This window comes from Bacillus sp. OK048 (assembly GCF_900103525.1).
Lineage (GTDB): Bacteria > Bacillota > Bacilli > Bacillales > Cytobacillaceae > Neobacillus.
Genome location: NZ_FNHN01000015.1, coordinates 99,953 through 123,548, shown reverse-complemented (window position 1 = coordinate 123,548; position 23,596 = coordinate 99,953). Strand labels below are relative to the sequence as shown.

Annotated in this window: 25 protein-coding genes and 3 pseudogenes; 23 read left to right on the top strand and 5 right to left on the bottom strand. The window is 33.9% G+C overall.

Translation table 11 applies throughout. From position 1 onward, the window contains the following. Window positions 1-217: 217 nt before the first annotated feature. Window positions 218-490, top strand: coding sequence for a hypothetical protein (locus BLR86_RS22090; RefSeq protein WP_090766831.1), 273 nt, complete (start codon window positions 218-220; stop codon window positions 488-490). Window positions 491-555: 65 nt separating this feature from the next. Continuing rightward, window positions 556-762 carry a hypothetical protein gene (locus BLR86_RS22085; RefSeq protein ID WP_090766828.1) on the top strand — a complete coding sequence of 69 codons (207 nt, stop codon included), beginning with the start codon at window positions 556-558 and terminating at the stop codon, window positions 760-762. 137 nt (window positions 763-899) lie between these two features. Here the strand turns inward: BLR86_RS22085 and BLR86_RS22080 are convergent. Further along, window positions 900-1,313, bottom strand: a pseudogene (locus BLR86_RS22080) (DinB family protein); the annotation flags it as partial. A 97-nt stretch (window positions 1,314-1,410) separates the two neighbouring features. Beyond that, window positions 1,411-2,184 (bottom strand): Cof-type HAD-IIB family hydrolase, encoded by a 774-nt coding sequence (locus tag BLR86_RS22075; protein WP_090766822.1) that lies wholly within the window; start codon window positions 2,182-2,184, stop codon window positions 1,411-1,413. A gap of 597 nt (window positions 2,185-2,781) precedes the next feature. Between BLR86_RS22075 and BLR86_RS22070 the strand changes: the two genes are divergently transcribed. The 9 genes from BLR86_RS22070 (at window position 2,782) to BLR86_RS22025 (ending at window position 8,753) form a co-directional block, all read left to right on the top strand. Next, window positions 2,782-2,964, top strand: a complete 183-nt coding sequence (locus tag BLR86_RS22070) for a hypothetical protein (protein WP_090766819.1) — start codon at window positions 2,782-2,784, stop codon at window positions 2,962-2,964. Between the two features lie 181 nt (window positions 2,965-3,145). After that, a complete protein-coding gene (locus tag BLR86_RS22065; protein ID WP_090766816.1) occupies window positions 3,146-3,478 on the top strand; it encodes a hypothetical protein in 333 nt (110 codons plus the stop codon). Between the two features lie 90 nt (window positions 3,479-3,568). Further along, a complete protein-coding gene (comJ, locus tag BLR86_RS22060) occupies window positions 3,569-4,075 on the top strand; it encodes a competence protein ComJ (protein ID WP_090766813.1) in 507 nt (168 codons plus the stop codon). A 319-nt stretch (window positions 4,076-4,394) separates the two neighbouring features. Beyond that, entirely contained in the window at window positions 4,395-5,060 is a 666-nt protein-coding gene (locus BLR86_RS22055) for a hypothetical protein (RefSeq protein ID WP_090766809.1), read from the top strand. Between the two features lie 772 nt (window positions 5,061-5,832). Next, the gene (locus tag BLR86_RS22050) at window positions 5,833-6,123 is read left to right on the top strand and encodes a DUF5316 domain-containing protein (RefSeq protein WP_090766806.1); all 291 of its coding nucleotides are present in this window, start codon (window positions 5,833-5,835) and stop codon (window positions 6,121-6,123) included. Window positions 6,124-6,815: 692 nt separating this feature from the next. Beyond that, window positions 6,816-7,022 carry a helix-turn-helix transcriptional regulator gene (locus BLR86_RS22040; protein WP_090766803.1) on the top strand — a complete coding sequence of 69 codons (207 nt, stop codon included), beginning with the start codon at window positions 6,816-6,818 and terminating at the stop codon, window positions 7,020-7,022. Window positions 7,023-7,060: 38 nt separating this feature from the next. Then, the gene (locus BLR86_RS22035) at window positions 7,061-7,462 is read left to right on the top strand and encodes a hypothetical protein (RefSeq protein ID WP_090766800.1); all 402 of its coding nucleotides are present in this window, start codon (window positions 7,061-7,063) and stop codon (window positions 7,460-7,462) included. 453 nt (window positions 7,463-7,915) lie between these two features. Then, window positions 7,916-8,131 carry a DUF6366 family protein gene (locus BLR86_RS22030; protein WP_090766798.1) on the top strand — a complete coding sequence of 72 codons (216 nt, stop codon included), beginning with the start codon at window positions 7,916-7,918 and terminating at the stop codon, window positions 8,129-8,131. Window positions 8,132-8,210: 79 nt separating this feature from the next. After that, on the top strand, window positions 8,211-8,753 hold the full coding sequence (locus tag BLR86_RS22025; protein ID WP_090766795.1) for a hypothetical protein: 543 nt from the start codon (window positions 8,211-8,213) through the stop codon (window positions 8,751-8,753). Between the two features lie 765 nt (window positions 8,754-9,518). Here BLR86_RS22025 and BLR86_RS22015 read toward each other — a convergent pair. Further along, window positions 9,519-9,614 (bottom strand): annotated as a pseudogene (locus BLR86_RS22015) (transposase); the annotation flags it as partial. A 294-nt stretch (window positions 9,615-9,908) separates the two neighbouring features. Between BLR86_RS22015 and BLR86_RS22010 the strand changes: the two are divergent. The 4 genes and pseudogenes from BLR86_RS22010 to BLR86_RS21995 all read left to right on the top strand — a co-directional run. Continuing rightward, window positions 9,909-10,106 (top strand): annotated as a pseudogene (locus tag BLR86_RS22010) (DUF2935 domain-containing protein); the annotation flags it as partial. A gap of 151 nt (window positions 10,107-10,257) precedes the next feature. Next, complete coding sequence (locus tag BLR86_RS22005; RefSeq protein WP_090766785.1) at window positions 10,258-10,764, top strand: hypothetical protein; 507 nt, start codon at window positions 10,258-10,260, stop codon at window positions 10,762-10,764. Between the two features lie 14 nt (window positions 10,765-10,778). Continuing rightward, on the top strand, window positions 10,779-11,288 hold the full coding sequence (locus tag BLR86_RS22000) for a hypothetical protein (protein ID WP_254782416.1): 510 nt from the start codon (window positions 10,779-10,781) through the stop codon (window positions 11,286-11,288). A gap of 644 nt (window positions 11,289-11,932) precedes the next feature. Next, window positions 11,933-12,448 (top strand): YusW family protein, encoded by a 516-nt coding sequence (locus BLR86_RS21995; protein WP_090766782.1) that lies wholly within the window; start codon window positions 11,933-11,935, stop codon window positions 12,446-12,448. Window positions 12,449-12,628: 180 nt separating this feature from the next. On the opposite strand, the gene BLR86_RS21990 is transcribed toward BLR86_RS21995, so the two are convergent. Both BLR86_RS21990 and BLR86_RS21985 read right to left on the bottom strand, forming a co-directional pair. After that, complete coding sequence (locus BLR86_RS21990) at window positions 12,629-12,817, bottom strand: DUF4177 domain-containing protein (RefSeq protein ID WP_090766777.1); 189 nt, start codon at window positions 12,815-12,817, stop codon at window positions 12,629-12,631. 204 nt (window positions 12,818-13,021) lie between these two features. Continuing rightward, window positions 13,022-14,308 carry an NCS2 family permease gene (locus BLR86_RS21985; RefSeq protein ID WP_090766774.1) on the bottom strand — a complete coding sequence of 429 codons (1,287 nt, stop codon included), beginning with the start codon at window positions 14,306-14,308 and terminating at the stop codon, window positions 13,022-13,024. Between the two features lie 108 nt (window positions 14,309-14,416). Here BLR86_RS21985 and BLR86_RS21980 point away from each other — a divergent pair, with 108 nt between their 5' ends. The 8 genes from BLR86_RS21980 to BLR86_RS21945 all read left to right on the top strand — a co-directional run bounded on the left by BLR86_RS21980 (window position 14,417) and on the right by BLR86_RS21945 (window position 23,545). After that, complete coding sequence (locus tag BLR86_RS21980) at window positions 14,417-15,295, top strand: LysR family transcriptional regulator (RefSeq protein ID WP_090766771.1); 879 nt, start codon at window positions 14,417-14,419, stop codon at window positions 15,293-15,295. Between the two features lie 563 nt (window positions 15,296-15,858). Continuing rightward, window positions 15,859-16,596 carry an AAC(3) family N-acetyltransferase gene (locus BLR86_RS21975; protein ID WP_090766768.1) on the top strand — a complete coding sequence of 246 codons (738 nt, stop codon included), beginning with the start codon at window positions 15,859-15,861 and terminating at the stop codon, window positions 16,594-16,596. 355 nt (window positions 16,597-16,951) lie between these two features. Beyond that, the gene (locus BLR86_RS21970; protein WP_090766765.1) at window positions 16,952-17,887 is read left to right on the top strand and encodes an NADP-dependent oxidoreductase; all 936 of its coding nucleotides are present in this window, start codon (window positions 16,952-16,954) and stop codon (window positions 17,885-17,887) included. 270 nt (window positions 17,888-18,157) lie between these two features. Then, window positions 18,158-18,478: a ribonuclease E inhibitor RraB gene (locus BLR86_RS21965; protein ID WP_254782415.1), complete on the top strand. Its 321-nt coding sequence runs from the start codon at window positions 18,158-18,160 to the stop codon at window positions 18,476-18,478. A gap of 228 nt (window positions 18,479-18,706) precedes the next feature. Next, window positions 18,707-19,690, top strand: a complete 984-nt coding sequence (locus BLR86_RS21960) for a Gfo/Idh/MocA family protein (protein ID WP_090766759.1) — start codon at window positions 18,707-18,709, stop codon at window positions 19,688-19,690. 300 nt (window positions 19,691-19,990) lie between these two features. Beyond that, complete coding sequence (locus BLR86_RS21955; RefSeq protein ID WP_175493011.1) at window positions 19,991-21,148, top strand: plasmid pRiA4b ORF-3 family protein; 1,158 nt, start codon at window positions 19,991-19,993, stop codon at window positions 21,146-21,148. A 239-nt stretch (window positions 21,149-21,387) separates the two neighbouring features. Then, on the top strand, window positions 21,388-22,200 hold the full coding sequence (locus BLR86_RS21950) for a hypothetical protein (RefSeq protein ID WP_090766754.1): 813 nt from the start codon (window positions 21,388-21,390) through the stop codon (window positions 22,198-22,200). A 682-nt stretch (window positions 22,201-22,882) separates the two neighbouring features. Further along, window positions 22,883-23,545 carry a nitroreductase family protein gene (locus BLR86_RS21945; protein WP_090766751.1) on the top strand — a complete coding sequence of 221 codons (663 nt, stop codon included), beginning with the start codon at window positions 22,883-22,885 and terminating at the stop codon, window positions 23,543-23,545. Window positions 23,546-23,596 lie beyond the last annotated feature (51 nt).

Genomic DNA, 23,596 nt, shown 5'->3' with positions numbered 1-23,596 from the left:
TAAGGAAAAAAATAAATTCCTCTTGAAAAGACTCCCTTTTGGTGCATTTTTCTTATAATTTGTGAAGGATTGTACTTAAAGTAACGGGTGCTTTACTTTAACAAAGGTAAAGCCTTTTTTGTTGTTCCACTAACGTGGCAGATTAGTTTAACAAGGTATTAGATTTTTATGGTAAAATTTCTAGTGTGTTTGTATTTATGTTATGGAGGTTTTGGTAGTGAGTGCCGAATTAATCAGTAGTACCTTACAGGCAATCATTTTTGGTTTGCCATCTAAGAAAAATAGAATAATCAATAAAAAGATTAAATTACTTAATCTAATACCTTGGTACATTGAGGTTGTAGATAGATATGGAAACTTAATTATCTACAATCAAACTTTTCGAAACTTCTTGTATCAAAAAGATATTGATTACATTCTAAAAGACAAAAATGAAAATCAAACATTTCAAGAAGAACTTCAACAACTACTTATAAAAGAAAAAATATAAATTTCCTTTGTCCAACTACCATGTAAGAACGATATTCTCTTACATATTTGAAGGGGGAATAGTTTATGGCACAAAAAAAGTCGAATAAAAGTGATGAAAAAATTGGCTTTATAATATCTCAAATAATAATCACAGCGATTTTAATTGTAGATATATACGTTTTTATTAATCAAGATTCAATCATTGCTAAGTCACTTGCAACGATTTCTTTTGTCGGGTTTATGTTTTTATTAATTCCGACTTTAAAGTTGACTTTAAAATTAAAAGGTTAAACTGTTATTCAAGTAACGGGGGGCAAGAGTTTAAGATCACCAGCTGCTTCGGCGGCTTTTTTTCTTATTCCACTAACGAAGCAGGTTAGTGGGAAAAGGAAAATTGAAAAACCACTTCTTAATTTAAGAAGTGGCAGTTATAATTCTCTAAATATAATATCTGAAGAAATAGGTTTCACACCTATCTCTCTAGCCCAGACAGATAACTGCCCAATATGATGAATTTCATGAATGAAAATATGATGTAATACTTTATCATATGATAATAAATGAATCGATCCATTATTTCTCCTGATTTCTAGAACTTTATCTTTTGCTTGAGAAGTGTATGATTCTATAAAATTTTGTGTTACAGGTCTAGTAAGGTTAGAAAATGTCTTAACATCATCAAGAGTAGTTACTTCTTGAATATCTTTAATTATCACAGGAGTACCTTGCATTTGATTCACCCATAATTGTTCACAATCAATAACATGAAATAAATTATGTATTATACTACCCAAACCACCAAATCTCTTCTTCGTCAGCTCTTTGTTTGAGATAGTTTCACACCAATTAAACCAATCTTCTTATCTGCCAATTATACAAAAAATTTTCTATCATTTTAATTACTCCAAGCATTCTAGATTAAGTATTTTCTATTAAAAATCAAATTATTTTATACTGTTTTAACGCAAATTCTATTCCGTTTTCGCTAGATTTTCTTGTAACAAAATCAGCTACTGCCTTCAATTTTTCACTTCCATTACCCATAGCTACCCCCAGTCCTACCAATTCCAACATATCTATGTCATTATTCCCATCCCCAAAAGCAATAGCTTCGCTACTATCAATAGCGAAATACTGTAAGACTTTTTTGATAGCCAAAGACTTAGATACGTCTTCTTGTAGTACATTTAATACATAGGGATGCCATCTTCTAAAAGATAAATGTGGAAATCTAGTTATATATTTTTCAAGTATTACATTATCAGCAAATAAACACAATAAAAATACCTCTTGATGATGAATCATTTTATTTACTGAAGGATAATCATTCAAAGATAAAGTTTCCCTTAGAGCATTAAAAATATGAGGATTTTTCACCCCGTTCATGCTAAAATCCTCTGTATAAAATGAAAGACCGTTGTTCTGAATTTGGGCAAATTTAACCACTTCTTCTATGATGTTTTTATCAATCGGTACTTTGTGAATAACCTGTTTTTTATGCTTCACATAACCTCCGTTGGCGGTAATGAAAGTATCTATTCCCAACGCTCTAATATCCTCACACATGGAAAACGGTCTTCCAGTTGCAGCAACAATCTTTAGTCCTTTTTTCTTTAATTCATTAATGACTGCTTTAGTATTATTAGAAATACTACCATCTTCATGATTTGTAATTGTTCCATCAATATCGAAGAATACAATTTTATAGTCCATAAAAATCCCTTCTTAGTTATTAACTGTAATTTATAATATTTCAATCATTAGTAATTGTTAAAAATTTCTACATAATATATAACAATAGAAGTTTAAATGATGGATTGCAACAGTAATTTGAAAATTGTATAAAATGCCCCCTTTTAATAAAAGATGTATTATTTGCAAAAAAGATATATAGAGGATCGAAAAAGTAGTGAAAAAGCCATATCGTCACCTTTCGAAATCCACACCTAATGAGTGTTGTATAAATGAGATATTGTACAGATAACGGAAAGTCAAATAAGTCTATACATCCACATCAACTAGGCATAGTAACGCAACATTAATAATGGATATGTGAAAAGATACACTTAAAGTAACGGGGTGCTTTACTTCAAGAAGGATTATAGGCTTTTTCTTATTCAACTAAAGCGGCAGAAGAGTTGAATAAGATCATCAATTGATGTTCTGTTTCTTTTGTTATTAAACTCAGAAATTTACAATTAAAGTTTTAGTTATTATGTTATTATTTGGTTAAAGAGAATGTACTAAAGGGCATTTAACGAATAATACCTGTTAAAATTTAAACAAAATATAAATCAAGGGGTGTTAAATATGTCTAAAGATATTATTGCCATAGTAGCCATAGTTTCTTTTGTGATATGGATTGCGGTTTCCCGAGAAGCTGTAAAACCTTCAAAAGAGATAAATTGGCGAAAAATGATAACCTTACTGTTTGCAGGATCTTTATCGGCATTAGTTATAACTATTTCGCTTTTTCAAAGCCTGCCGTTTTAGTTCCGTTAACGGCTGCTTTAGTTAAACATGACCATCATTTCGATGGTCTATTTTTACGTCCAAAACATCAAGATTGATTTCGGCGATACTGTGTGAAATGTTACACTTAAACTAACGAAGCAGTTTACTTTAAGAAAGAAAAAATAGTGGCGATTAAATTGATGGTTAGGATGGGGATATAATGAAAAAAGTTATTATAGGTATTATTTTAGTATTAATTGTCCTCATTGCATATGAATATCAAAAACCAATAATGACAACTGGTGAGGCAACAATACAAGCGATAGATTGTGTGAATAATCCACCAATTCAATTGGCTATAAAGCCTATTAACTACACTTTAGAAGACCTTCAAACAGTACATACGTTTATTGATGCTAAAAGTGGTTATTTAAATCACCTAACAAATCAAAGAGAAGTGAGTGTTACTTTGGTATTTAAAGATAAGGAACCAACTGTCAAAATGGATGCTTATAGTGGGAAATGTATAGGGATATCTGGTCCATTAAATTAACTACTTCTTATTGCATTAACGAGGGAAGTCGCTTCTTGTGCTAACGATGCAGTTTAGTGCAAGAAGTGTTTGCTAATAAGATACAGTATAATGGTCTTAATATTAATAAAAGGATTGAAGAATAATATGAACGAGATAACCTTTAAAAGTGATATTTTCTATTCCCAATTAGCAATATTTCAATATGGTTTAGAAAATCCATTTAATGATTGGAATGACATTCATATAAACCAAGGTTTTGCTTGGAGAGAAGGTTCTGTATCTTTTGGTACTCTTTCCGATGATGAAGAGTGTAAAATTACTGTAAGAGTTACGGATAAAAAAGAAGTGGATACTGATGTAATTAGGGCAATAGTTGTACCTTTTCATATAGGTAATAAAGGAATTGAAGTTGGTTCTGTTATGGAAACAACAGCTATCGATTTCGAAGAAGGAATGTACGAGTTACTTTTTACTGTAAAGCGATTAGAAAATGGTTTGGGTCATTATTCATTCAATTTCATAAAAAATAATAATCCCAAGGCAAATATTATCAAAGCAGATGAAGAATTAAACCCACCATCAGTGTTAGTGATGAAAACTGAACCAGCAATATAAGGAATTCTTATTCAACTATCGGGTGCTTTAGTTGAACAAACCTATAAATCTAGTTCGAAAACTTGGATTATATTCATTCTATGTTTTTTTGTTATTTAAAATACGATTTATACATAATTCAAATTTCTTAGAATTCCAATGTAAACCTTATTAATTAATTAATGAGCAACGTTCTTAACGAAAGCAGTCCAGTTTTTATAATGTTTTATATTGGAGGGATTTTACAATAGTATGTTGAAATATGTATTACTCAACACTCAAAACATTGATTATCGGACCTTGTTTGAAATGATTTTTCAATACAGTAAAGGAGTTACTTATGACTGAGAAAAAGATTAATTCAAATGAATTTTTCAAGGACTTGGATGAATTTCGTACACCAAGACAAATGAAGACTTATTTTGAAAATAAAAAAATAGAAATTATTTCAAGTAAAACTCTAAATGATTTAGCTCGACTTAAGACTGGTAAGTATAAAGAATTTCTGGAGGAATTTTATCCATTATTTCTTTTTAGTCAATCAAAATATGTTCCTGACAATGCTCTAGTTAGAATTGTACTTGGCAATCAAAGTTTTGATGCTATTGTTAAGTTTGCTTCAGGTTTAGAGAAAAAATATGAAATAACTGGCTTTTTATATGGTCAATACGAGAGTGAAGATGCAATTTCAATTAATCAACGGGGATATAGTAAGATTAGAATAGGAGACACAAGAGACCTAGAATCAAAGGCGTATGATTATCTTGAAGAAGTAATACTTAATGCAAAGAAAAAAGCAAATAAGAATTACCAGGGCGTAGCAATCATTATTTTATTGGATGTTTTTTATTACTTAGAAATATGGAATTTAGACACAAAACAATTTATTGAAAAAGCTATTGAAAGAATTCGAGAACTTCCTTTTAACACCAATGAGGTCTACATAATGGTTAAAAATAGTAACCCTGTTGACTTAATAGATAAAAATATATATAGAGTTATTTAGCAAAGTTTTCAAAAAGAGAAGCGGTTTTCAAACCAAACATAAAGATTAAATTAAAGATGATACTATTCTATTATGTAAGTGTTGTATACTTTGTTGAACCCTGTTCCAGCTTTGGGGCTAGCAGAATCACCCATTGATAACTTATTTTAAGATATTAACTACTACGCAATTTTTGCGAAATGACTCATACAATGGTTCATCTTCAACTAACAGGTGCAAGAGTTAAAGATGGAGATCGCTGCGGCGGTCTTTTTTCTTGTTGTACTAACGGACAGTTTAGACAACAAGGAATTGTGAGTTTTACACAAAAAATGTTAAAAATGATATGATTAATTAGACTTATGTAAGATTTTAGGGAAGGTGATAAATATCAATAAACTTTTTAATTACACCACCATATTAACAATCTTTCTTTTAATTTTATTTGGTTCGGATATGATTAAACAAACAACTTTTGTCATTCTATTTATTCCTTTGAGCCTTTGTGTGTTAGCGGTCGGAGTAATACAATTAAAAAAAACCTATAAAAAATAGAAATAATAATGTAGAAGAAGCAAATACATTTAAAGATTTTTTAGAAGAAAGAATCAAATAAAAGAGCAACTTATAAAAAAGTTCCTTATTTGTTTTTTATTTTGCCATACAGGGATTCTTCCTGCATTAACTCCCTTTTTGGTGAATTCCTCATTATGCTAACGAAGCAGGTTAGAAGAAGAAGAATGAAACGAAACAGATGTCTAACCGTATAAAAAATTAGTAGAGGGGGGTAATCTTGAAGTATTTTCTATTTGGAATAGGTTTATCACTAATCGGAATTTTAATATCAATAATTTTTTGGGGAATTGATAAAGCATATTTGGTTACGGGAAGTATAGGTTTCATCTTTATTGGTATTTCGATGGTAATGTCAGGTTCAATTGCAAGTGGAGACAGAATGAGGGCGAATTTCGCTACTGAGTCAGCAGAAGACAGAAAGGAACGAAACAGATTAACATCAAACTCGTTGCTTATCGGTTTACCCAGCGTTTTAACAGCCGTTTTACTTTATTATTTAACTACCTAGAGTTTGAGACTTCCGATTATGCTACTGAAATAGGGCGACCTTTTCGTTATTGAGCTAACAGGGGCATTACTTAAAAAATGGTAATGCTCCTTTCTTCTTCAAGTAAAGAGCAGGTTTGTTTAATAATATTATTTGGAAATGGAGAATTTATATGCAGAAAAAATTGTGGATTGAGATTTTTGTATACTCGTTATTATTAGTAACTTTTATTTATCTTGATTTAAAAAACGATATGCCAACTGTTTATTTAATCACACTAATAGTTGCTTATTTATCTGTAATTATTTACAAAATAAACCGATTGATAAAATTGAAATCAAGTGATGTTAATTAAAACTACGAGTTTTTGCGTAGCAGCGTTATGTCACTAACGAGGTGCTTTAATTGAGAAAGGATCGTCAAAAGACGATCCTTTTTTCAAGAGTAAACAAAAACTCCCAAATGTTTACTCCACGTACAATATTGTGAAGGAATGTACTTAAAGTAACGGTGCAGGTTGCTTTAAGAAGGAAAAATTTCTTCTTTACAATTTTTAAGGAAAATTCAACACTAAATGGGGTTGCATTTTTTATGTATATTCTGATTATTACAGTTTTTATGTATAGTTAGCTTGACATTATATGCAAAGTCAACTATACTTTTTTTGTAAAGTTTACTTTGCAGTTAGGAGTTACCCTTTAAAGGAGAATTATATGAAGTCACGTATAGCGGAATTAAGAAAGAGTCAGAAATTGAGCCAAGGTGATTTAGCTGAAGCAGTTGGTGTGACACGTCAAACAATTACATCTTTGGAGAACGAGAAGTATGTCGCTTCTTTAGTTTTGGCTTACAAAATTGCAAAATTTTTCAATTTGCAAATTGAAGATGTCTTTGATTTTTCGGAAGTGGAGGAGATTTAAATGGAGAACTTTAGAAATGAGATTAGAAAAAAATTTTAATGTACCAAATCATAAGTGGATTTACGGGCTTATGTATTGTAATTTCAGCTTTGAATCGTTCCAGTCACGCAAATACTGGAGATTTTAGTCTGGGAGTTCAAATTGGAATTTTTATTGGAATCAGTTTAATTACACTATATTTTATAGGGAAATTAAGAAACGCATTAAAGTATGAAGATAAATTGAAGAAACTGTATATTGAAGAAAATGATGAACGTAGGAGATTGATACAACAAAAGACTGGTAAAACAACAACAATAATCGTTGCATTTAGTATGGCAATAGCGATAGTTATTGCAGGCTTCTATAACTTTGTCGTTTTAATCACACTTCTGTCAACTTTGCTTTTTCTCTTTATAATTACGGCATTTGTAAAATATTATTATAATAAGAAATATTAGATTGTGAAAAAATGCACTTAAAGTAACGGGGTGCAAGAGTTCAAGATCGAGCTACCATTATGGTGGCTTTTCTTTTTGTGCTAAAGGGGTAGGTATTGGAATAGGGAATATCCTGGTGTAAAGAGCATAACTTTTAGTATATGGCTGTTTTCTGAAATGTCGCTGCTATTTAACAAATCATCATTTTGATTTTTCGTCAGTTAAGGAGGAAATCAAATGGATTGGTTTATATGGTTCGCAGTAATTGTTGCTGTTGTTATTATTATTGGGTATAAATCTTCTGAAAAGAAATAATGCTCGTTGAACTAAAGGGTAGCGTTGGTCCAAGGAGGATTAACGCTTCTTTTTGTTGAACTTTATTGAAGTAACGGGGCAGGATAGTTCAAACAGTATAATGGTTATTTGTGGTAAAATATATAAAGAATGGTTGTTAAATTTATAGGGGGTGTTTAAGTGCAAGAAAACAAAGAAACTCCCGAACGAAAAAGAGAGAGATTACGACAAGAAGAATTAATAAGAAATCCGACAGGTACTCTGAACGATGCTTTTAATAGAGCTCAAAGTGGCGGTCTTGCGGATTTAGTCGGCAGCTTAGGTTGGAAAGGTACGGGGATACTTATTCTTGTACTCATAATTGGGGTTATAATTGCGTCAATCTTCCTAAAGTAAAAGGGTGTGCAGCTGCTTCTAACGGGTTCGGTTATTGGGGAGAAAACAGTAACATAGTTAATTTAAGGGGGAGATTTACTTGAAAAAACGAATGAACAATTTTTTTGCAATCGCTTTATTTGCTTCATTTCTTTTAATGTTAGCTGGTTGTACCGAAAAAAAGGAAACGCAAACTCAAGATGAAAATATAAAAACCATTGAATTTGTATTGCAGAATAGTCTTACAGGTCCAAGTGATGAATTGATTCAAATATTGGATAAAGAAAGTGAAGAAAAGTATGAAGAGTTAAATCAATATGAAGAAAAGTTATTTAAAGATTATTTTGCAAATGAAACGTCTTACAGAGATTTCGTTAATAACTTCGGTTCAACATTAATGATTCAATCTTCCGTGAATGGTGAACAGCTCAATTATTACAATTTTAAGATAAAAAACATTGAATACGAAAAGATAGATGCAAAAGATAGCGTTTATAATTTCTCAGTAGAATTACAGCTCCAAAAAGAAGGCAGTGAAGAAATAAAAGTTGATATTGTCAAGGGGCAAGCGAATTTAACTGAAGAGCACAAAATTGAGGGAATGGTAATCCGTGATAGAGATTTATTGAATTCTATGGATTAGTTAAAGGTAAATTCTAAAGACCGTCATTTTTAATGCAGTGCTGGTTCCGCAAGGATAATAATTTAAATTAAAAAAACGCTCGGATTTTTATATCTGAGCGTTTTTACTTGCTATTTATATTGATAAAATGCTGTTGGAATATATGCTAATTATGTTGCTATTTGCAATGTTATTAGCATTTTTCTCCCCATCAACCGAACCCGTTAAGCTGCTTCGGCGGCTTTTTCTTGTTCCACTAACGAAGCAGGATAGTGAAAGAAGGAATAAATCCAGATAATGGAGAATTAACTAATAAACAAATTGGATTGTGGGGGGGGACGTATGAGGAAGAAACTACTGCCTAGATGGATAGTTCTCTTAGTTTTATTGGTGATTCTTATTATTTATTGTTGGGAACTTTTTTCAACTGATTGGAGCTATTCTTTAGCAAGACTTCCTTCCGTTATTTTGTTTTTACTTGCCAGTATATTAGGGCTATTCATTTACTTTCCAAAGAGGGATAATAGGAAATAATTTTTAATCTCTCTTAAAATTATAATATTGTGAAGAGTTTCACTCAAGCTAACGGGTGCTTTACTTTAATAAAGAGTTAAAGACCTTTTCTTCTTTAACTAAAGAGGGCTTATCTACAGTATCCTTATAACAAGGTTGATAGAATAGCTCTTTTATCTGATGAAACAACTGCTTCAGCCTTTCAAGACAAATCGTACCCCCAGAGGCTCCAAGTCAAGTCCTTAAATACCTTATCAATGCTCCAAATAGTCAACCTTTTTTTGTTTTCGCTGATTTCCTTTTGCCAGCACTTTCGTTTTGTCCAGGAACCAAACCAGCCCAGGAACACATATGAGTTGCACTTGGGAACTGTTTTTTTATCATCAGTCCCAATTTCGGATAGAATCTAATATAATATAATAGTTGATAAAATTTCCTCCCTCCAATTTTTTGCTACCCTATTTTTTTGTATTCCTCAATGAAATACATAGGAGAACTGTTCCTGTCCAAAGCATAATCTCATTATTATGTAAATATCATTAGTAATAAAGTCACCATGAAGGAGGTTAACCATTCAAAATCAGCCTCAATTACCTGGTCATGTAAGTATGAGCTGTATAATAAAATGTTAGCTGCACCCGAATGGTTTGCCGATAGACTGAGTCGCTTATAAAAACAGCTTTAAAATTTGGTGATGATTTTGAAACACATTTAAATCAAGCAAGAGATGTAGAATCGATGTTATATCACAAACAACCCACCTCCCCAATTTTAGGGAAAATGAACAAAGATAGTGAAAGTGCAGCTAAAGAAATTCGTGCATTTAAGCAAGCAGGGCTAGACCTAATTAAATCACTCAAACAATAAATTTAAGGAAAAGCAATTACAATAGTGATCTTAGCATTAGCCCGAAAAACATAATGCAAAATTGAAATTAATTTAAACTGGCATGCCCTCATATTACCTAATAGAGATGTATTTAAAAGTTAAGAATTTATTAGGAGAGAAAATTATGACATATACTTTTAAAGAGCATAACTTCTATCAAAGAGAATCTTATCTTGAAGCCATATCTACTGTATTAGAAAGAGGAATGGCTGCAAAAGAGGTGGTCTGCTCGATTACCACAGGTTTTCGATCCATCCCCTCCTTGAGAACAAAACCTGGTCTTAATCCTTACCATGCATCAGTTGCTGATATTGGTTATGGTTTTGATTCAGTACAGGGAACCATTAATCGGCTACGAATGGGAGAATTTATTTCCCTTGCATATGAAATGCTTGTTTTTGATCTTGATACATTGAGAATTAGTGAAAAACAATTAAGTCCGAATTTTGAATTAGCAGTAAATGGGGCATCGCAAGATGTATATTATTTAGTCGAGCAAAGCCGATATTTCAACAAACAAATAGGTGAAACGATAGGAGAAGCAATTAGATTAAGTCAAGAGTTACTGGGTGATAAATGGTATGAAATACATTCTCGTATCGAAAATATTCAAGCAATCCCACGACTTTGAGAGGAGAGGGAAAAGTGCTAAATAAACCATTGGTAATGGATACGGACGAGAGGCAGCGGTTGCTGGAATGGTGGCATACAATGGATGCGGCAAAACCAATGGTACGAAGATTAATGTCATTAATAACCGAACTACGATTAAATCCAGAATCAAGTCATGCAGATGGAATGATCTTATTTTACAGAGCTGCATCGGAGATTTCATATGGATACGCAGGTGTTAGAGGGTGTATAAGGAGAGCATTTGCAAACGAATATCGTGAGGCGCTTCGGATTAATATGGCAATGTGTCATAGTTTTGCGGAAAGATTCTCAGTTGATACCAAGGTTCTACTCGAAAGGGTAGCCCAACAAATTTCTGGTCAAAATGCCTTACTACTTATACAAAAAATTAGAGAAACGTTAGCTGAAAATGATGTAATGCTAAAAGAAATAAAAAGTAAAGCGGATGCTTTTTTTGGAAGAGATACGTTCAATTCGATCCAGAATAAAGTGAAACAATCCATCACATTGCCTAAATCCTAAGTTATATTTAAGGCTGGGTTAAAGAATTATGTTTGATAATTTATCAAAAAGCAAAGGACCCACATAAAGGTCCTTATTTCTTTAAAATTAAACCAACCAATAAGGCATTATTCCAAATGGCATTCTTAACATTTCCTCTGATTGATTAACTAATCTAATATATTTTCAGAAAAAGAAGCGTTTCTAGTTTAAGTGGAGACGCACTTTTCTTATTGAAGGAACGGAGCGTTAACTTAATAAGGAATCTTTAAATGATCTAAGCAAGTGAAGTGAACAAGTAGGTGTTCCGAAAGTATCGTAAATCCTACTTGGATCAAGACCCATGAAAGTAAGCAAGGGTCAGTAATAGGGCCATTGAATAGAGCGAACAGAAAATTTTAAAGGAATATCAATTATGAAAGGATTTACTAAACTCATGTAGATAGGTGAAGAAGGACTATGGATTGTTCTAATTTAACTAGAACAAATTTAATTGGTAGGGTGCAAAATGTTCGTTCGTCATTTTTTCTAAGATTTTGGACAACCTCTTAGTATGTAGATTACTAAGGAGGAAAGACGATGACGAAAGAAAATGAAGAGTAACCAGAAGTTATACTATCTATTTTTAGGATTACAGCATACTGGCACTCGGATGGAGGCGAAAAATGAAACGAATTTTGTATATCTTCTTATCTGTATTTTGTATCGTCTTATTAACCGCTTGTGGCGACCAAACAAATGAAACAGATAATAATACAGATCAAAAAAATGTTACACAGAATAATATTGGTAAAACAACCAATGTTAATTATTCCAATAATCTTCAAAATATACAAGTTCAATATGAAATGAAGTCGCAACTGGAAAAATTGGATTTCACTGAAATTGATTTAAAGGTATCTTACGGCGAGCAAAAAGAGTATGAAGCGAAGATTAATCACGACAACTCAGGTTTTATTGGAGGAGAAGTTGATGATGAAATAAATAATGAACACCTGAGCGGGGAAGCTGCATTCGATAGTATTTATCCAAAAGTTAAAAAACTGACTATTTCTAAAGACACGAACAAAAAGGATGCTATAAATCAAATTCTAAACTCATTTGACCTCCCTGCAGACTATACCCAATTCATGTGTGAAATAATTTTTAATAATGGTACTGAATTGAAATATGTTGATTAAAAAGAGACAGCCGAGGAAAAGTTCCTTAGTTGTTTGTTTATAAGGCTTCTGACCTTCCCAAAGTTCTAAATTAACGGGAGCTCCTCTCGAATTGAACTTAGCTCATAAGAAAATTTATTGGTTAACACTGTTCTTATCATGCTTTCTTTTATATAATAGAGAACTTTAAATGCCCCCTCATTAATGAAGGGGTCTTTCAAAAATAATCTCAAAAAATGAAGATGAACCGTTTCCAGATGTAACAGGGGCAAATAATTGGACGAATCTCCAACCATCCTTCGCATGGTTGGCAATGATTTCATGATAATTTTCTTTCGGTGCGTTGTTCCATTTACTAAGTTTAATTTGAACAAATTTATATTCGTACATAATTCAAACCTCCATTTTCAGAATAATAGTTATTAAAGTGATATTAAATTTAGGTAATAGTCCGGAAAATTAACAAATGAGTTGGGAATTGATTTGTTTGAAATGATACACCCTTTAATCATTACTTTTTATCAACCATTCACCGAGCGTCCAATGTATTCCGCAAAAACACTTTATGGTTTAGCCCGCTTCTATTCTGTATACTTAAAATGCGTATTGAATAACAAAATTGCTAAAAAACAGAAGGGCAATCAAATAAAGTGCAGGGTGAACTTCCCTTCCTTTCCCCATTAAAAGCTTCAACAATGGATATAGAACAAAGCCGATTGCCATACCATCTGCAATGCTATAGGTTAAAGGAATTAATACAATAATGAGAAGTGCTGGTAAGCTCTCTGTCAGATCATCGATGGAAATATTAACAATGTTTTGCAACATAAGAACCCCTATTAATATCAGAATAGGCGAAACCGCACTTGTCGGAACCATTTTAATAACTGGAATGAACAATATCGAAACAAGAAACAATAGTCCTGTCACGATGCTGGTTAACCCTGTTCTTCCGCCGGCTGTTATTCCAGCTGCTGATTCCACAGATGCTACAGTGGGACTCGTACCAAATATTCCTGATGATAATACCGAAATCGCTGTAGCCTGTAGTGATGTCTTATCACTCTCATAACGATTTAACATCTTGCTATGACCATGAATCAAACCAATATTTTCAAAGACAATCACCATTGCAAAAGAGATGGAAGTCAGCCAGAAGACCAAGTTCCCTGCTTGTGCCCACGATAATTGTCCAAAAACGCCAATGTATTCTTGTAAAGATGGAATCGTAAGAGATATCCCTTCGAAGGTAGCTCCTCCAAACCAAATCGATAGCAACGATGTAATTAAAATACTTAGAAGAAGGTTTCCCGGTATATTTTTAACAAATAATATAACCGTAATGATCAAACCAATAAATGTAGTGACAGCTTGGGGACTGCTTAAATCTCCGATTGCAAGCAAGGTGTGCTCAGAACCCGTAATAATACCAGCATTGTCAAACCCAATTAATATCAATAAGATTCCGATCCCAATGGTTATGGCTTCCTTTAAGGAATTAGGAATCGAGGACGTAATCACTTTTGCAAGGGGTGTAAAGGCAATTACAATGAAAATCAGCCCTGCAACGAAAACCATCGCCAACGCCTCCTGCCAAGTAAATCCCCCAGATTGAACGATTGTATAAGTGAACATCGCATTGAGCCCCATACCTGGAATAAGGAGTATAGGGGTATTACTCCAAAAGCCAATTATTAAACATCCCATAAAACTAGTTAATATGGTTGCAATGATTCCTGCCTCCAAGGGAATACCAGCTGCAGCCAAAATCGTAGCATTGACAATAATAATGTAGACCACGGTTATGTAAGAAATAAAACCTGCAGAAAATTCTTTTGTAAGTGTCGTACCATGTTGCGTTAACTTAAATAGACGATCCATGTCAGTCTCCCTTCTAGTTCGTTCGTTATCGTATCATGGACAAGGGGTATATTAGAAATATATAATTTATATAAAAACCATATATTTTTTAAATAGAAGGAGAAATTTATGGACATTAAAAAATTGCGGTATTTTATCGCTATTGCTGAAGAAAAGAATATAACTGCCGCTGCTAATAGGCTTCATTTGTCGCAGCCACCTCTAAGCATACAATTGAAACAAATGGAGGATGAATTAGGTGTTAAATTAATCGAGAGAAATGGGAAGAGTATGGAGTTAACCGATAAGGGAAAGCTACTCTATCAACGGGCTTTGCATCTCGTCAATAGTTTTGAAGAAATGAAAAATGAAATACAGGATACGGAGGAGGGAAAAAAGGGCGCACTCAATATAGGAATAAATACCTTATCTGTTTCGGGATTTTCAGAAATGCTCCAAACCTTCCACAGAAACTATCCCCATGTATCGTTAAAAATTGTCCAAAATGATTCATTTTATTTAGCAGAAATGGTTAAAACCAGAGCGATTGAAATGGCATTTGTACGTCTTCCGCTTGAACATCGAGGTTTGGTTTACCATCATCTTATAAATGAGCCTTTTATTTTCGTCAGTAATAGGGAAGTTCACACTATATCCTTAGAAGAGGTTGCACAAATGCCCCTTATTTTACCTAGTACAGAGGGGCTGGGTATATATAATACGATTCTTGAAGCATTTACTAGTCAAAAGCTTCAACTAAAAAATATTGCGGAATGCTCTGATATGCATGTATTAATGGAATTGGTGAAGGGGGGAACAGGGGTAACAATTGTGCCAAAATCTGTTTTTGATGTCTACGGGACAAAAAGTCTTTACTCGGCACCTTTAAGCAATGCCAATATGACATCTTCTTTAGGAGTCATTTTGCTTGAACATCATTATGTCTCAACACCAGCCAAAAATTTTATGGATCTAGTAAAGGGATATTATAGACATTCACAACTTTAACATTGTCTTTAATTGAAATAGCCTAGTAACGAGAGCATAGTAAAACAGCGGGGTTGTTGTGGCAACCCTTTTTTATTGAACTAAACCTAAATTGCGTCACAACAGAAGAAAAATAGAAGCGTCTCTTGACACTTCTATCTAGTTAGATTGGTGTTTGTTTTGATGTAATTTGAGTAGTTAACTTTCAGGACATTCTGGACAATCTTCACAATCATCAACCAGGGTTGAGCCAGTTGATGGAATAACAAGATCCTCACATGTTTGATCTGCTGGAATGCATCGTCTTATTGTTATACCGCAAATTTCATATTCGCAACAACGCATTTTTCTTATTCCCACATCATTCACCTCGATTCTATATATTATTATTGTGTTCACTATATAGTACATGCAGTAAGAGAAGGAAAGAAACGGCGGTTTCATCAAAAATAAAAAATTATTTTTCAGTATTTAACGGGGGGCATTGGTGAAAAGGCAGCGTATTGCAAATCACCAGTAACATAGACAAATAATCCAAATATGGTATTCTTTTGGTATATTGAAAGATTGAAAGGTTGAATGTGATGTACAAGAAACAAGATTTATTAAAGCAACTTAAAGAATTGGGGATCGACGAAAATGGATCATTACTTGTTCATTCATCCATGAAAAGTATGGGACAAGTAGAGGGTGGGGCGGATACTGTCCTTGATGCACTTTCAGAATATATGAAAAATGGTCTTTTGGTTTTTCCTACCCATACATGGTCGTATATTAATGCGGAGAATCCTCGATTTAATGTCAATGACTCACCATCATGTGTTGGATTATTAACGGAACTGTTTCGAAAACGTCCGGGTGTTGTTCGCTCATGGCATCCAACGCATTCGGTAGCTGCCCTGGGGAAAGAAGCAGATGAATTTATTGCGGGAAATGAACAATTCGACACACCTTGTGCACGCGAATCGAGCTGGGGGAAATTACTCGATCAGAAGGCAACCATCTTGTTAATCGGAGTCGATTTACGAAGATGTACATATATTCATGGAGTCGAGGAATGGCTTGATATACCAGGTCGATTGACTGATGATCACGAAATGCTTTACACAATCTTACCGGATAAAACGGAAATTTCCATACCGCAAAGAAGGCATATTGGTCATACCTCTGAAAAATACAATCGAGTGGAAGATATTTTTCTAAATAACCAAGTTATGTACAAAGGACAATTTGGTGATGCAACAGTAAGAGTATGTGACACAGTAAATATGACAGACTTGCTAAATCACTTACTAATAGAAAAACCAGATTTATTTTCTTGATTTATTGGGGACAACGTCAAATCCAATCCTGTAAGAGTGCATAATTGTAAAAATTATGCACTCCATTACGTTTATTTCAAAAATCATCAATATAAATCAGTAAACCCATTCCTTTATATTGATGATTATCCTCTAGGTAAATAGATTGGAAAGACAGGGAACGAGATGGAGAAAGTTTTTGCGGTGAAAGGAAATAAAGATTTAATAGCCGAAAAGGGCTTATGAGTGTACCTACTTATTTTAAAGTGACTAAGGGTCCTAGTTTTTTATTAAGCTCTTACGAAAAGGAATGACCTCACAGGAAGAAACGAATACTAGAACTTGCATATATATTTCGGAAAAGGGAGTGCTATTCATGCGTGCAGTTGTCATCAATGAATATGGCAATAAAGATGTGTTGGTAGAGCAGGAGCTGCCAAAACCAGAAATAAAAGCAAACCAAGTACTTGTTGAGGTTTATGCAACCTCCATTAATCCGATTGATTGGAAGCTTCGTGTAGGTTACTTAAAGCAGATGCTTGATTGGAAATTCCCCATAATCCTTGGCTGGGATGTTGCTGGTAAAATCGTTGAAGTGGGGAGTGAAGTGAAGGAATATCATGTCGGGGATGAGGTTTTTGCGCGACCGGATACTACCGCTAAAGGTACTTATGCGGAATTTACAGCTGTTGATGAGGAATTGCTTGCGAAAAAGCCTAGCAACCTGACATTTGAAGAAGCTGCCTCTATTCCATTAGCAGGTTTAACAGCTTGGCAGTGTCTTGTGGATAATGCAAAAGTTAACCAAGGAGATAAAGTGCTCATCCATGCTGGAGCTGGTGGTGTAGGAAGTTTGGCCATTCAAATGGCAAAACATTTAGGTGCCTATGTTGCTACAACAGCGAGTGAACAAAATGAAGCATATGTAAAAGAGCTAGGTGCAGATGAAGTTATAAATTACCGTACACAACAATTTGAAGAAGAATTAAGTGATTATGATGTAGTTATTGATACAATGGGCGGCGATATTTTAAATAAAAACTTCCAGGTATTAAAGCCTGGTGGCAGACTAGTAACGATTGCCGGACAGCCCGATTCCGCATTAGCAGAAAAGTATCAAGTAACGGTAAGCTCCTATTGGTTAACGCCAAATGGTAAACAGCTAGGTGAATTAGGCGAATTACTTGAGAAAGGTATACTTAAGCCTCAAGTGGGAAGTATATTTGGTTTTTCAGCAGAGGCGTTACAAAAAGCACATGAATTAAGTGAGACACATCATGCCAAAGGGAAAATTGTAATTAAAGTTAAATAATCAGTACACAGTCCCCACTTATTAATTGTTTCATTTCCAATAAATACCCAATACTGAAATCGATTTTTTAATCACACCGAAATTAATTGATAAGCCACTCTTAAACGTTGATATATCAATGTTTAAGAGTGGCTGTTATTTTTTTATTAATGGGGTAAACACACATAGTCTTTATATCTTTTTGATCAATAAAAATTTTTGGTTAGTCGAAAAGATATAAGTGAATTATAATGAAAACAATGAATGTATTAGAATATGGAGGAAAAACGAATGAAATTCCCAAATGATGCTGATGGAGATGCCTTACATAGTCTATATAAAGATGGATTAAATTTAAAAAAACAACACTCAGTGGACTTTTTTGTTGCCGTGCCTGATAAAGCAATAGGTGAAGTATTATCGCAAGTACTAAAGAAAGAAGGATTCAATTGTTTCTTAGAGCAAGACGACGAAACGGAAGAGTGGGCATGTTGCTGCTCTAAAAGAATGTTATTAAATTATAATGAATTAATTAAAATACAGAATAAATTAAATAACTTAAGTAAACCACATGGTGGTTATTCTGACGGTTGGGGCGTTTTTGTAGAATAAAAGGATTGAAGGGAATCAAAAAGACGTCTCCGACTTCTTATCGGAGAATAAAATTAACAATCGATCAAGTACTAAAACCTTTGCAGCAATTGAAGGAGAAGTAGCGCAAATGGTTGAACAAGGTTAATGGGATAAGCTGCTTAGACTCTGAAGCTGATAAATCCTTGTGGTAGTGATTGCTTGTTATAATAAGCATATACTTTAATTTTGGCAAATGGAGGGAAATTTGTGATTCGTTTTGGAGTTATCGGTACCAACTTTATTACAGATGCATTTTTAGAAGCAACAAATGGGATTGAAGATTTTTCATTAACTGCTGTTTATTCACGTACTGAGGAACGCGCAAAGGAATTTTCTGAGAAATATCAAGTACCATTTACCTTTACTTCAATTGAAGAATTAGCTCAATCTAATGAATTGGATGCTGTATATATAGCAAGCCCCACTTCCTTTCACGCTTCTCAAGCAATCATTTTATTAAATCATGGCAAACATGTTCTTTGTGAAAAGCCGATTGCCTCAAATTCGAGGGAACTTAAAGAAATGATTCAAGCCGCAAAAGATAATAAGGTGCTCCTAATGGAGGCTTTGAAGTCAGGATTTCTACCTTCCTTCTCAAGTATTCGTGAGAATTTACATAAAATTGGTTTAGTACGCCGCTATTTTGCGAGTTATTGCCAATATTCATCCCGCTACGATGCTTATAAGGAAGGAACTATTTTAAATGCCTTCAAACCTGAATTTTCAAATGGCTCGATAATGGATATTGGAGTGTATTGTGTTTATCCAATGGTGCAACTATTTGGAAAGCCAGATCTAATCAAAGCAAGTGGACTGATGCTTGAATCAGGAGCAGATGGTGAAGGTAGTATTCTTGCCCACTACAAGGATATGGAGGGAATGGTTATGTTTTCGAAGATTACAGACTCCTATATCCCGTCTGAAATTCAAGGGGAAAATGGCAGTATACTTATTGATAGAATCTCAGTACCTGAAAAAGTAGAAATTCACTATCGGGATGGGACAGTAGAAGATATCTCCATTTATCCTGAGCACCACACGATGTATTACGAGGCAAAGGAATTTATAGAACTTATTAAAAGTGGTTCCTTAGAATCAAATGTAAATACATATGAAAACTCGATTTCGGTTATGGAAATTCTTGATGAAGCCCGAAACCAAATGGGGGTAGTGTTTCCCGCAGATCGATAAGTAATAACACTTTCGACAATCTTCGGAAGGCAAGAAATTATAGATATAAAGAATCATCATCTTTTAAAAATAATAATTGCTTCTAACATAAAAAAGGATAGGGCAATGCAGAAGTGCAACTTGTATCGGATTTCAACCATTCCCTAAAATAGAAAAAGTATAAAAAGTTAATAGACACCACAAGTAGTTAATATGGTGTCTATTTTTTATGAAACTAACTTTCCCTGTTGCTCTTATTCTATAAATCGTTATTTCATGAGGGTAGTCATATTTATGAATGAACTTAAGAGGGTGAGAAAAATGTTAATCCAATGTACGAAATCCTTGCTTGATCAGCTTGGAATAAAGAATAGTGAGCTGTATTCTCCAGAAGGACATGAGCAGTTCCCTAATAGCTTCATGGCATGGCATGCTAATATTGCCACGATTGATAGAAAAAAAGCGATTGTTTTGATGAATAATGAAACAAGGTATTCGATCGTTATCTACAGACCAAGTAAAAAGGATTATTCCAAAATAAATGAATTAATTCGTGAGGCAATCAGTACGGCTTTACGTATGGAAGGTGTCCGTAAAGAAGTCATTGAAGCATATATGGAAACTGCGGGTGAAATCACATTTTCGAAAACGGCAAGTAGAAGCATGGTCGCAAAGATGAATAATGCGGTGCGTGAAATTGAGTTTATGCAAGAATATTTAGATGAAAAGATAAGAATTCAGCGATATATCAGCATTATTACCGGTAGATTTATCCAATTGTCTGGTAACGATCCAGGGTTTTATCCGATTGAAAAAATGCTCAAATGCCTCAGCCTTATTTTGGGTCAGGAAGATCATGAAATTGTGGAAGATGTTCTTGAAATCGAGCTGTATCAACTGAAAATAAACATCAATCTAAAGGGTCATGAAATTTGGCGACGGGTTTTAGTGCCTTCGACTTATTCCTTTAGACATCTACATAATATTATTCAAACCGTTTTTGATTGGCATAACGCTCATTTACATGAATTTGTTGTGGAAAGAGAGGATAGGAAGGACCTCAAAATTGTAATGGATGACGACCCCGAGACGATGGAATATTTGGATTTTGATGCATTTGAGATTCGTCAGGAACGATTTGTTGGTCTTGAAGAAATTTTTACAACCTATGGTGAAGTCGTATATGAATATGATTTTGGCGATTCCTGGGAACATACGATAACATTGGAAAAAGTCGTAAAATCAAATGAGTTTCGTGCAACATTTGTTGAAGGAATCGGAGAGAGACCTCCTGAAGATGTAGGAGGAGAAGGGGGTTATGAGGAATATCTGCGAATTATAGCAGATGCAAACCATCCAGAACATGAGGACATGAATACATGGGCTGATAATCAAAAGGAAAGAAACATAAGCCAGGAAAAGATTAATCATAGACTTAAACAAGTAATCAAAGGCTATCATTATTCGTATTTTTTGTGATTTGATAGAAAAATAGGGGATTTACCAATCGGAATCAGCCAGGAGATCATATTCGCTATTAGCACACAGAGTTTGGGAAAAAATTGCGGCTAATCCAGGTAGTTCGCTTGTAAACAAGTGAACTATTATTTTAGGGGATAATTGGAAAAAATATGATATCCTTAATTTAAGGGGGGATTTACCTGAGAAAAAGAACGAAGAAATTTTTTGCAACTACTTTCTTTAATTTACTTCTATTAATGTTATTTGGATGTACCGAAAAAAAGGAAACTCAAGATGAGAATATAAAGACCATTGAAGCTGTATTACAGAATAGCCTTACAGGTCCAAGTGATGAATTAATACAAATATTGGATAAAGAAAGTGAAGAAAAGTTTGAAGCGTTAAATCAATATGAAGAAAAGCTATTTAAAGATTATTTTGCAAATGAAACGTCCTACAGAGATTTTGTTAATAGCTACGGTTCGTTAGTAATGAATCATCCGAATAGTGATTATTACAATTTTAAGATAAAGAAAATTGAATATGAAGAAGTAGATGCAAAAGATAGCGTTTATAATTTCACAGTAGAATTGCAGTTCCAAAAAGAAGGCAGCGAAAAATCAGAAGCTGGGATCGTAACTGGGCAAGCGAATTTAACTGAAGAGCACAAAATAGAAGGAATGATAATTCGCACTAAAGATTTTTGGAGCTCAAGGAGTAAAGAAATTAAAGAAATTAGAGATATATATGTAAAAGATGGGGAAGTGTTATTGTTAGTTGCCCCAGACCCATCTCTTTCAGCAGGAAAACCTTATGGATACCTATTTGATTTCACGGCACCATTTGAGACTTTTAAAGGGAAAGAATTAGCTATTTATGCTTACCATAAAGAAACCGGAGAAAAAATTACAGGATTGTCCCCGGAAACAATTAAAGAGCCGTCAACAGGCTATTCCACTTTAGAACGCTTCACTGCTACCTTTGCGGTTCCAAAAAGCGGCTTGTGGCGTTATGAAGTGGTAGTAGATGGCGAATTTTATGCTGATGTTGTTTTAGCTGTTAAAGAATAATCAGTGTGTTTCCATATTTTTAATAAAAAGGCTGTGTTAAAGGTAAATGTAGATTTTAGATTTCACTCAATTTGAAAAATAGGCGGAGAAATTCCGTTTATTTCAGGAAATTCCCATATTTCCCTTAAAATAAGCGGAGTTTTTCCGGTTATACGTTCCAAAACGATGGCTTTTGTCTTATTGTGAACAGTTAGTCGGAATATCTCCGCTTATATCTGCTCCTTAAGCCTCCATTATCGACATTAGCCGGAAATTCTCCGCTTAAAAATTTTTCTACACGAAAATCAACAATGAATAATAACAGAGCTAATAAAAAAAAAGCAACTGAGCGAATTCAGTTGCTTTTTATATGCTTTTTTACTGTTAAAAGATGTTCTGATTAAGGTACTAATTAAGTTGTTAATTTGAGTTTTCTCCCCAATAAACAAACCAGCTAGGTTGTGTGAGCGAATGTTATTCTCCATTTATTTGGATTGTAACATTCGCTTTTGTTTTTTAGTGTTATGGTTAAAGTTACTAGTATATTATTTTTGACAATTCGGTTTGATTTGGTTAAGTTAACTTAGGTACTGGAAAAATAGTGTGGTAGTCTCTTTTATTACATTTTTCATGATAGGGTTAAAAACTTTTACTATAAGAATTTTTGAGATATAGTATTCTAGCATTATTAGGAGGAATTGTTATGGCAAACTTACAAACTTTAGAAAAACTTGAACAGCAAATGTTCCTAGATGTTATTCGTGATCGTCGATCAGTTCGTGAATATGATCCAACAGTGCAGATTTCACGCGAAGAAATGACCGAAATGCTGGAGCTAGCAACGTTAGCTCCTTCGTCTTCGAATCTGCAGCCATGGCGTTTTCTAGTCATCGATAAACCGGAGTTGAAGGAAAAGCTTTTGCCAATTGCATTTAATCAACAACAAGTAGTCAAAGCATCTGCGGTTATTGCTGTGCTTGGCGATGTGGAAAGCTACAAGAAAGCTGAAAAAATTTATGGACAGGCTGTTGAAGCTGGCTTTATGCCAACTGATACGGCTAAATCATTCATCGAACGAACAGTGGGCATGTACTCAAACCTGCCGCCTGAAGTGGCTCGCCAAATCGTATTTACGGATGGCGGACTAATCTCGATGCAGTTCATGTTAGTCGCTCGCTCCAAAGGTTATGACACTGTTCCAATGGGAGGATACGATAAAGCGAAGTTCATTGAAGCTTTCGGAATTTCCGAGCAGTTTGTCCCGGTTATGCTCATTGCTATCGGTAAAGCAACGAAACCAGGACATCCTACTACACGTCTTCCTATTGAAGATGTAGCATTCTTTAACGAATTGCCATCTGAATAAGCATGGTATAAGACAAAAATTAGATAAAAAAATATTGCTAATAAAAGCTGA

Bases quoted from the DNA above. Each gene is read 5' to 3' on its own strand.
- BLR86_RS22065 (WP_090766816.1), top strand. From the start codon at position 3,146: ATGAAAAAAGTTATTATAGGTATTATTTTAGTATTAATTGTCCTCATT.
- BLR86_RS21980 (WP_090766771.1), top strand. From the start codon at position 14,417: ATGGACATTAAAAAATTGCGGTATTTTATCGCTATTGCTGAAGAAAAG.
- BLR86_RS22005 (WP_090766785.1), top strand. From the start codon at position 10,258: ATGACATATACTTTTAAAGAGCATAACTTCTATCAAAGAGAATCTTAT.
- BLR86_RS21950 (WP_090766754.1), top strand. From the start codon at position 21,388: ATGTTATTTGGATGTACCGAAAAAAAGGAAACTCAAGATGAGAATATA.
- BLR86_RS22070 (WP_090766819.1), top strand. From the start codon at position 2,782: ATGTCTAAAGATATTATTGCCATAGTAGCCATAGTTTCTTTTGTGATA.
- BLR86_RS21985 (WP_090766774.1), bottom strand. From the start codon at position 14,308: ATGGATCGTCTATTTAAGTTAACGCAACATGGTACGACACTTACAAAA.
- BLR86_RS21965 (WP_254782415.1), top strand. From the start codon at position 18,158: ATGAAATTCCCAAATGATGCTGATGGAGATGCCTTACATAGTCTATAT.
- BLR86_RS22085 (WP_090766828.1), top strand. From the start codon at position 556: ATGGCACAAAAAAAGTCGAATAAAAGTGATGAAAAAATTGGCTTTATA.
- comJ (WP_090766813.1), top strand. From the start codon at position 3,569: ATGGTCTTAATATTAATAAAAGGATTGAAGAATAATATGAACGAGATA.
- BLR86_RS21995 (WP_090766782.1), top strand. From the start codon at position 11,933: ATGAAACGAATTTTGTATATCTTCTTATCTGTATTTTGTATCGTCTTA.
- BLR86_RS22075 (WP_090766822.1), bottom strand. From the start codon at position 2,184: ATGGACTATAAAATTGTATTCTTCGATATTGATGGAACAATTACAAAT.
- BLR86_RS21990 (WP_090766777.1), bottom strand. From the start codon at position 12,817: ATGTACGAATATAAATTTGTTCAAATTAAACTTAGTAAATGGAACAAC.
- BLR86_RS21955 (WP_175493011.1), top strand. From the start codon at position 19,991: ATGTTAATCCAATGTACGAAATCCTTGCTTGATCAGCTTGGAATAAAG.
- BLR86_RS22035 (WP_090766800.1), top strand. From the start codon at position 7,061: ATGTACCAAATCATAAGTGGATTTACGGGCTTATGTATTGTAATTTCA.
- BLR86_RS22055 (WP_090766809.1), top strand. From the start codon at position 4,395: ATGACTGAGAAAAAGATTAATTCAAATGAATTTTTCAAGGACTTGGAT.
- BLR86_RS21945 (WP_090766751.1), top strand. From the start codon at position 22,883: ATGGCAAACTTACAAACTTTAGAAAAACTTGAACAGCAAATGTTCCTA.
- BLR86_RS21970 (WP_090766765.1), top strand. From the start codon at position 16,952: ATGCGTGCAGTTGTCATCAATGAATATGGCAATAAAGATGTGTTGGTA.
- BLR86_RS22040 (WP_090766803.1), top strand. From the start codon at position 6,816: ATGAAGTCACGTATAGCGGAATTAAGAAAGAGTCAGAAATTGAGCCAA.
- BLR86_RS21975 (WP_090766768.1), top strand. From the start codon at position 15,859: ATGTACAAGAAACAAGATTTATTAAAGCAACTTAAAGAATTGGGGATC.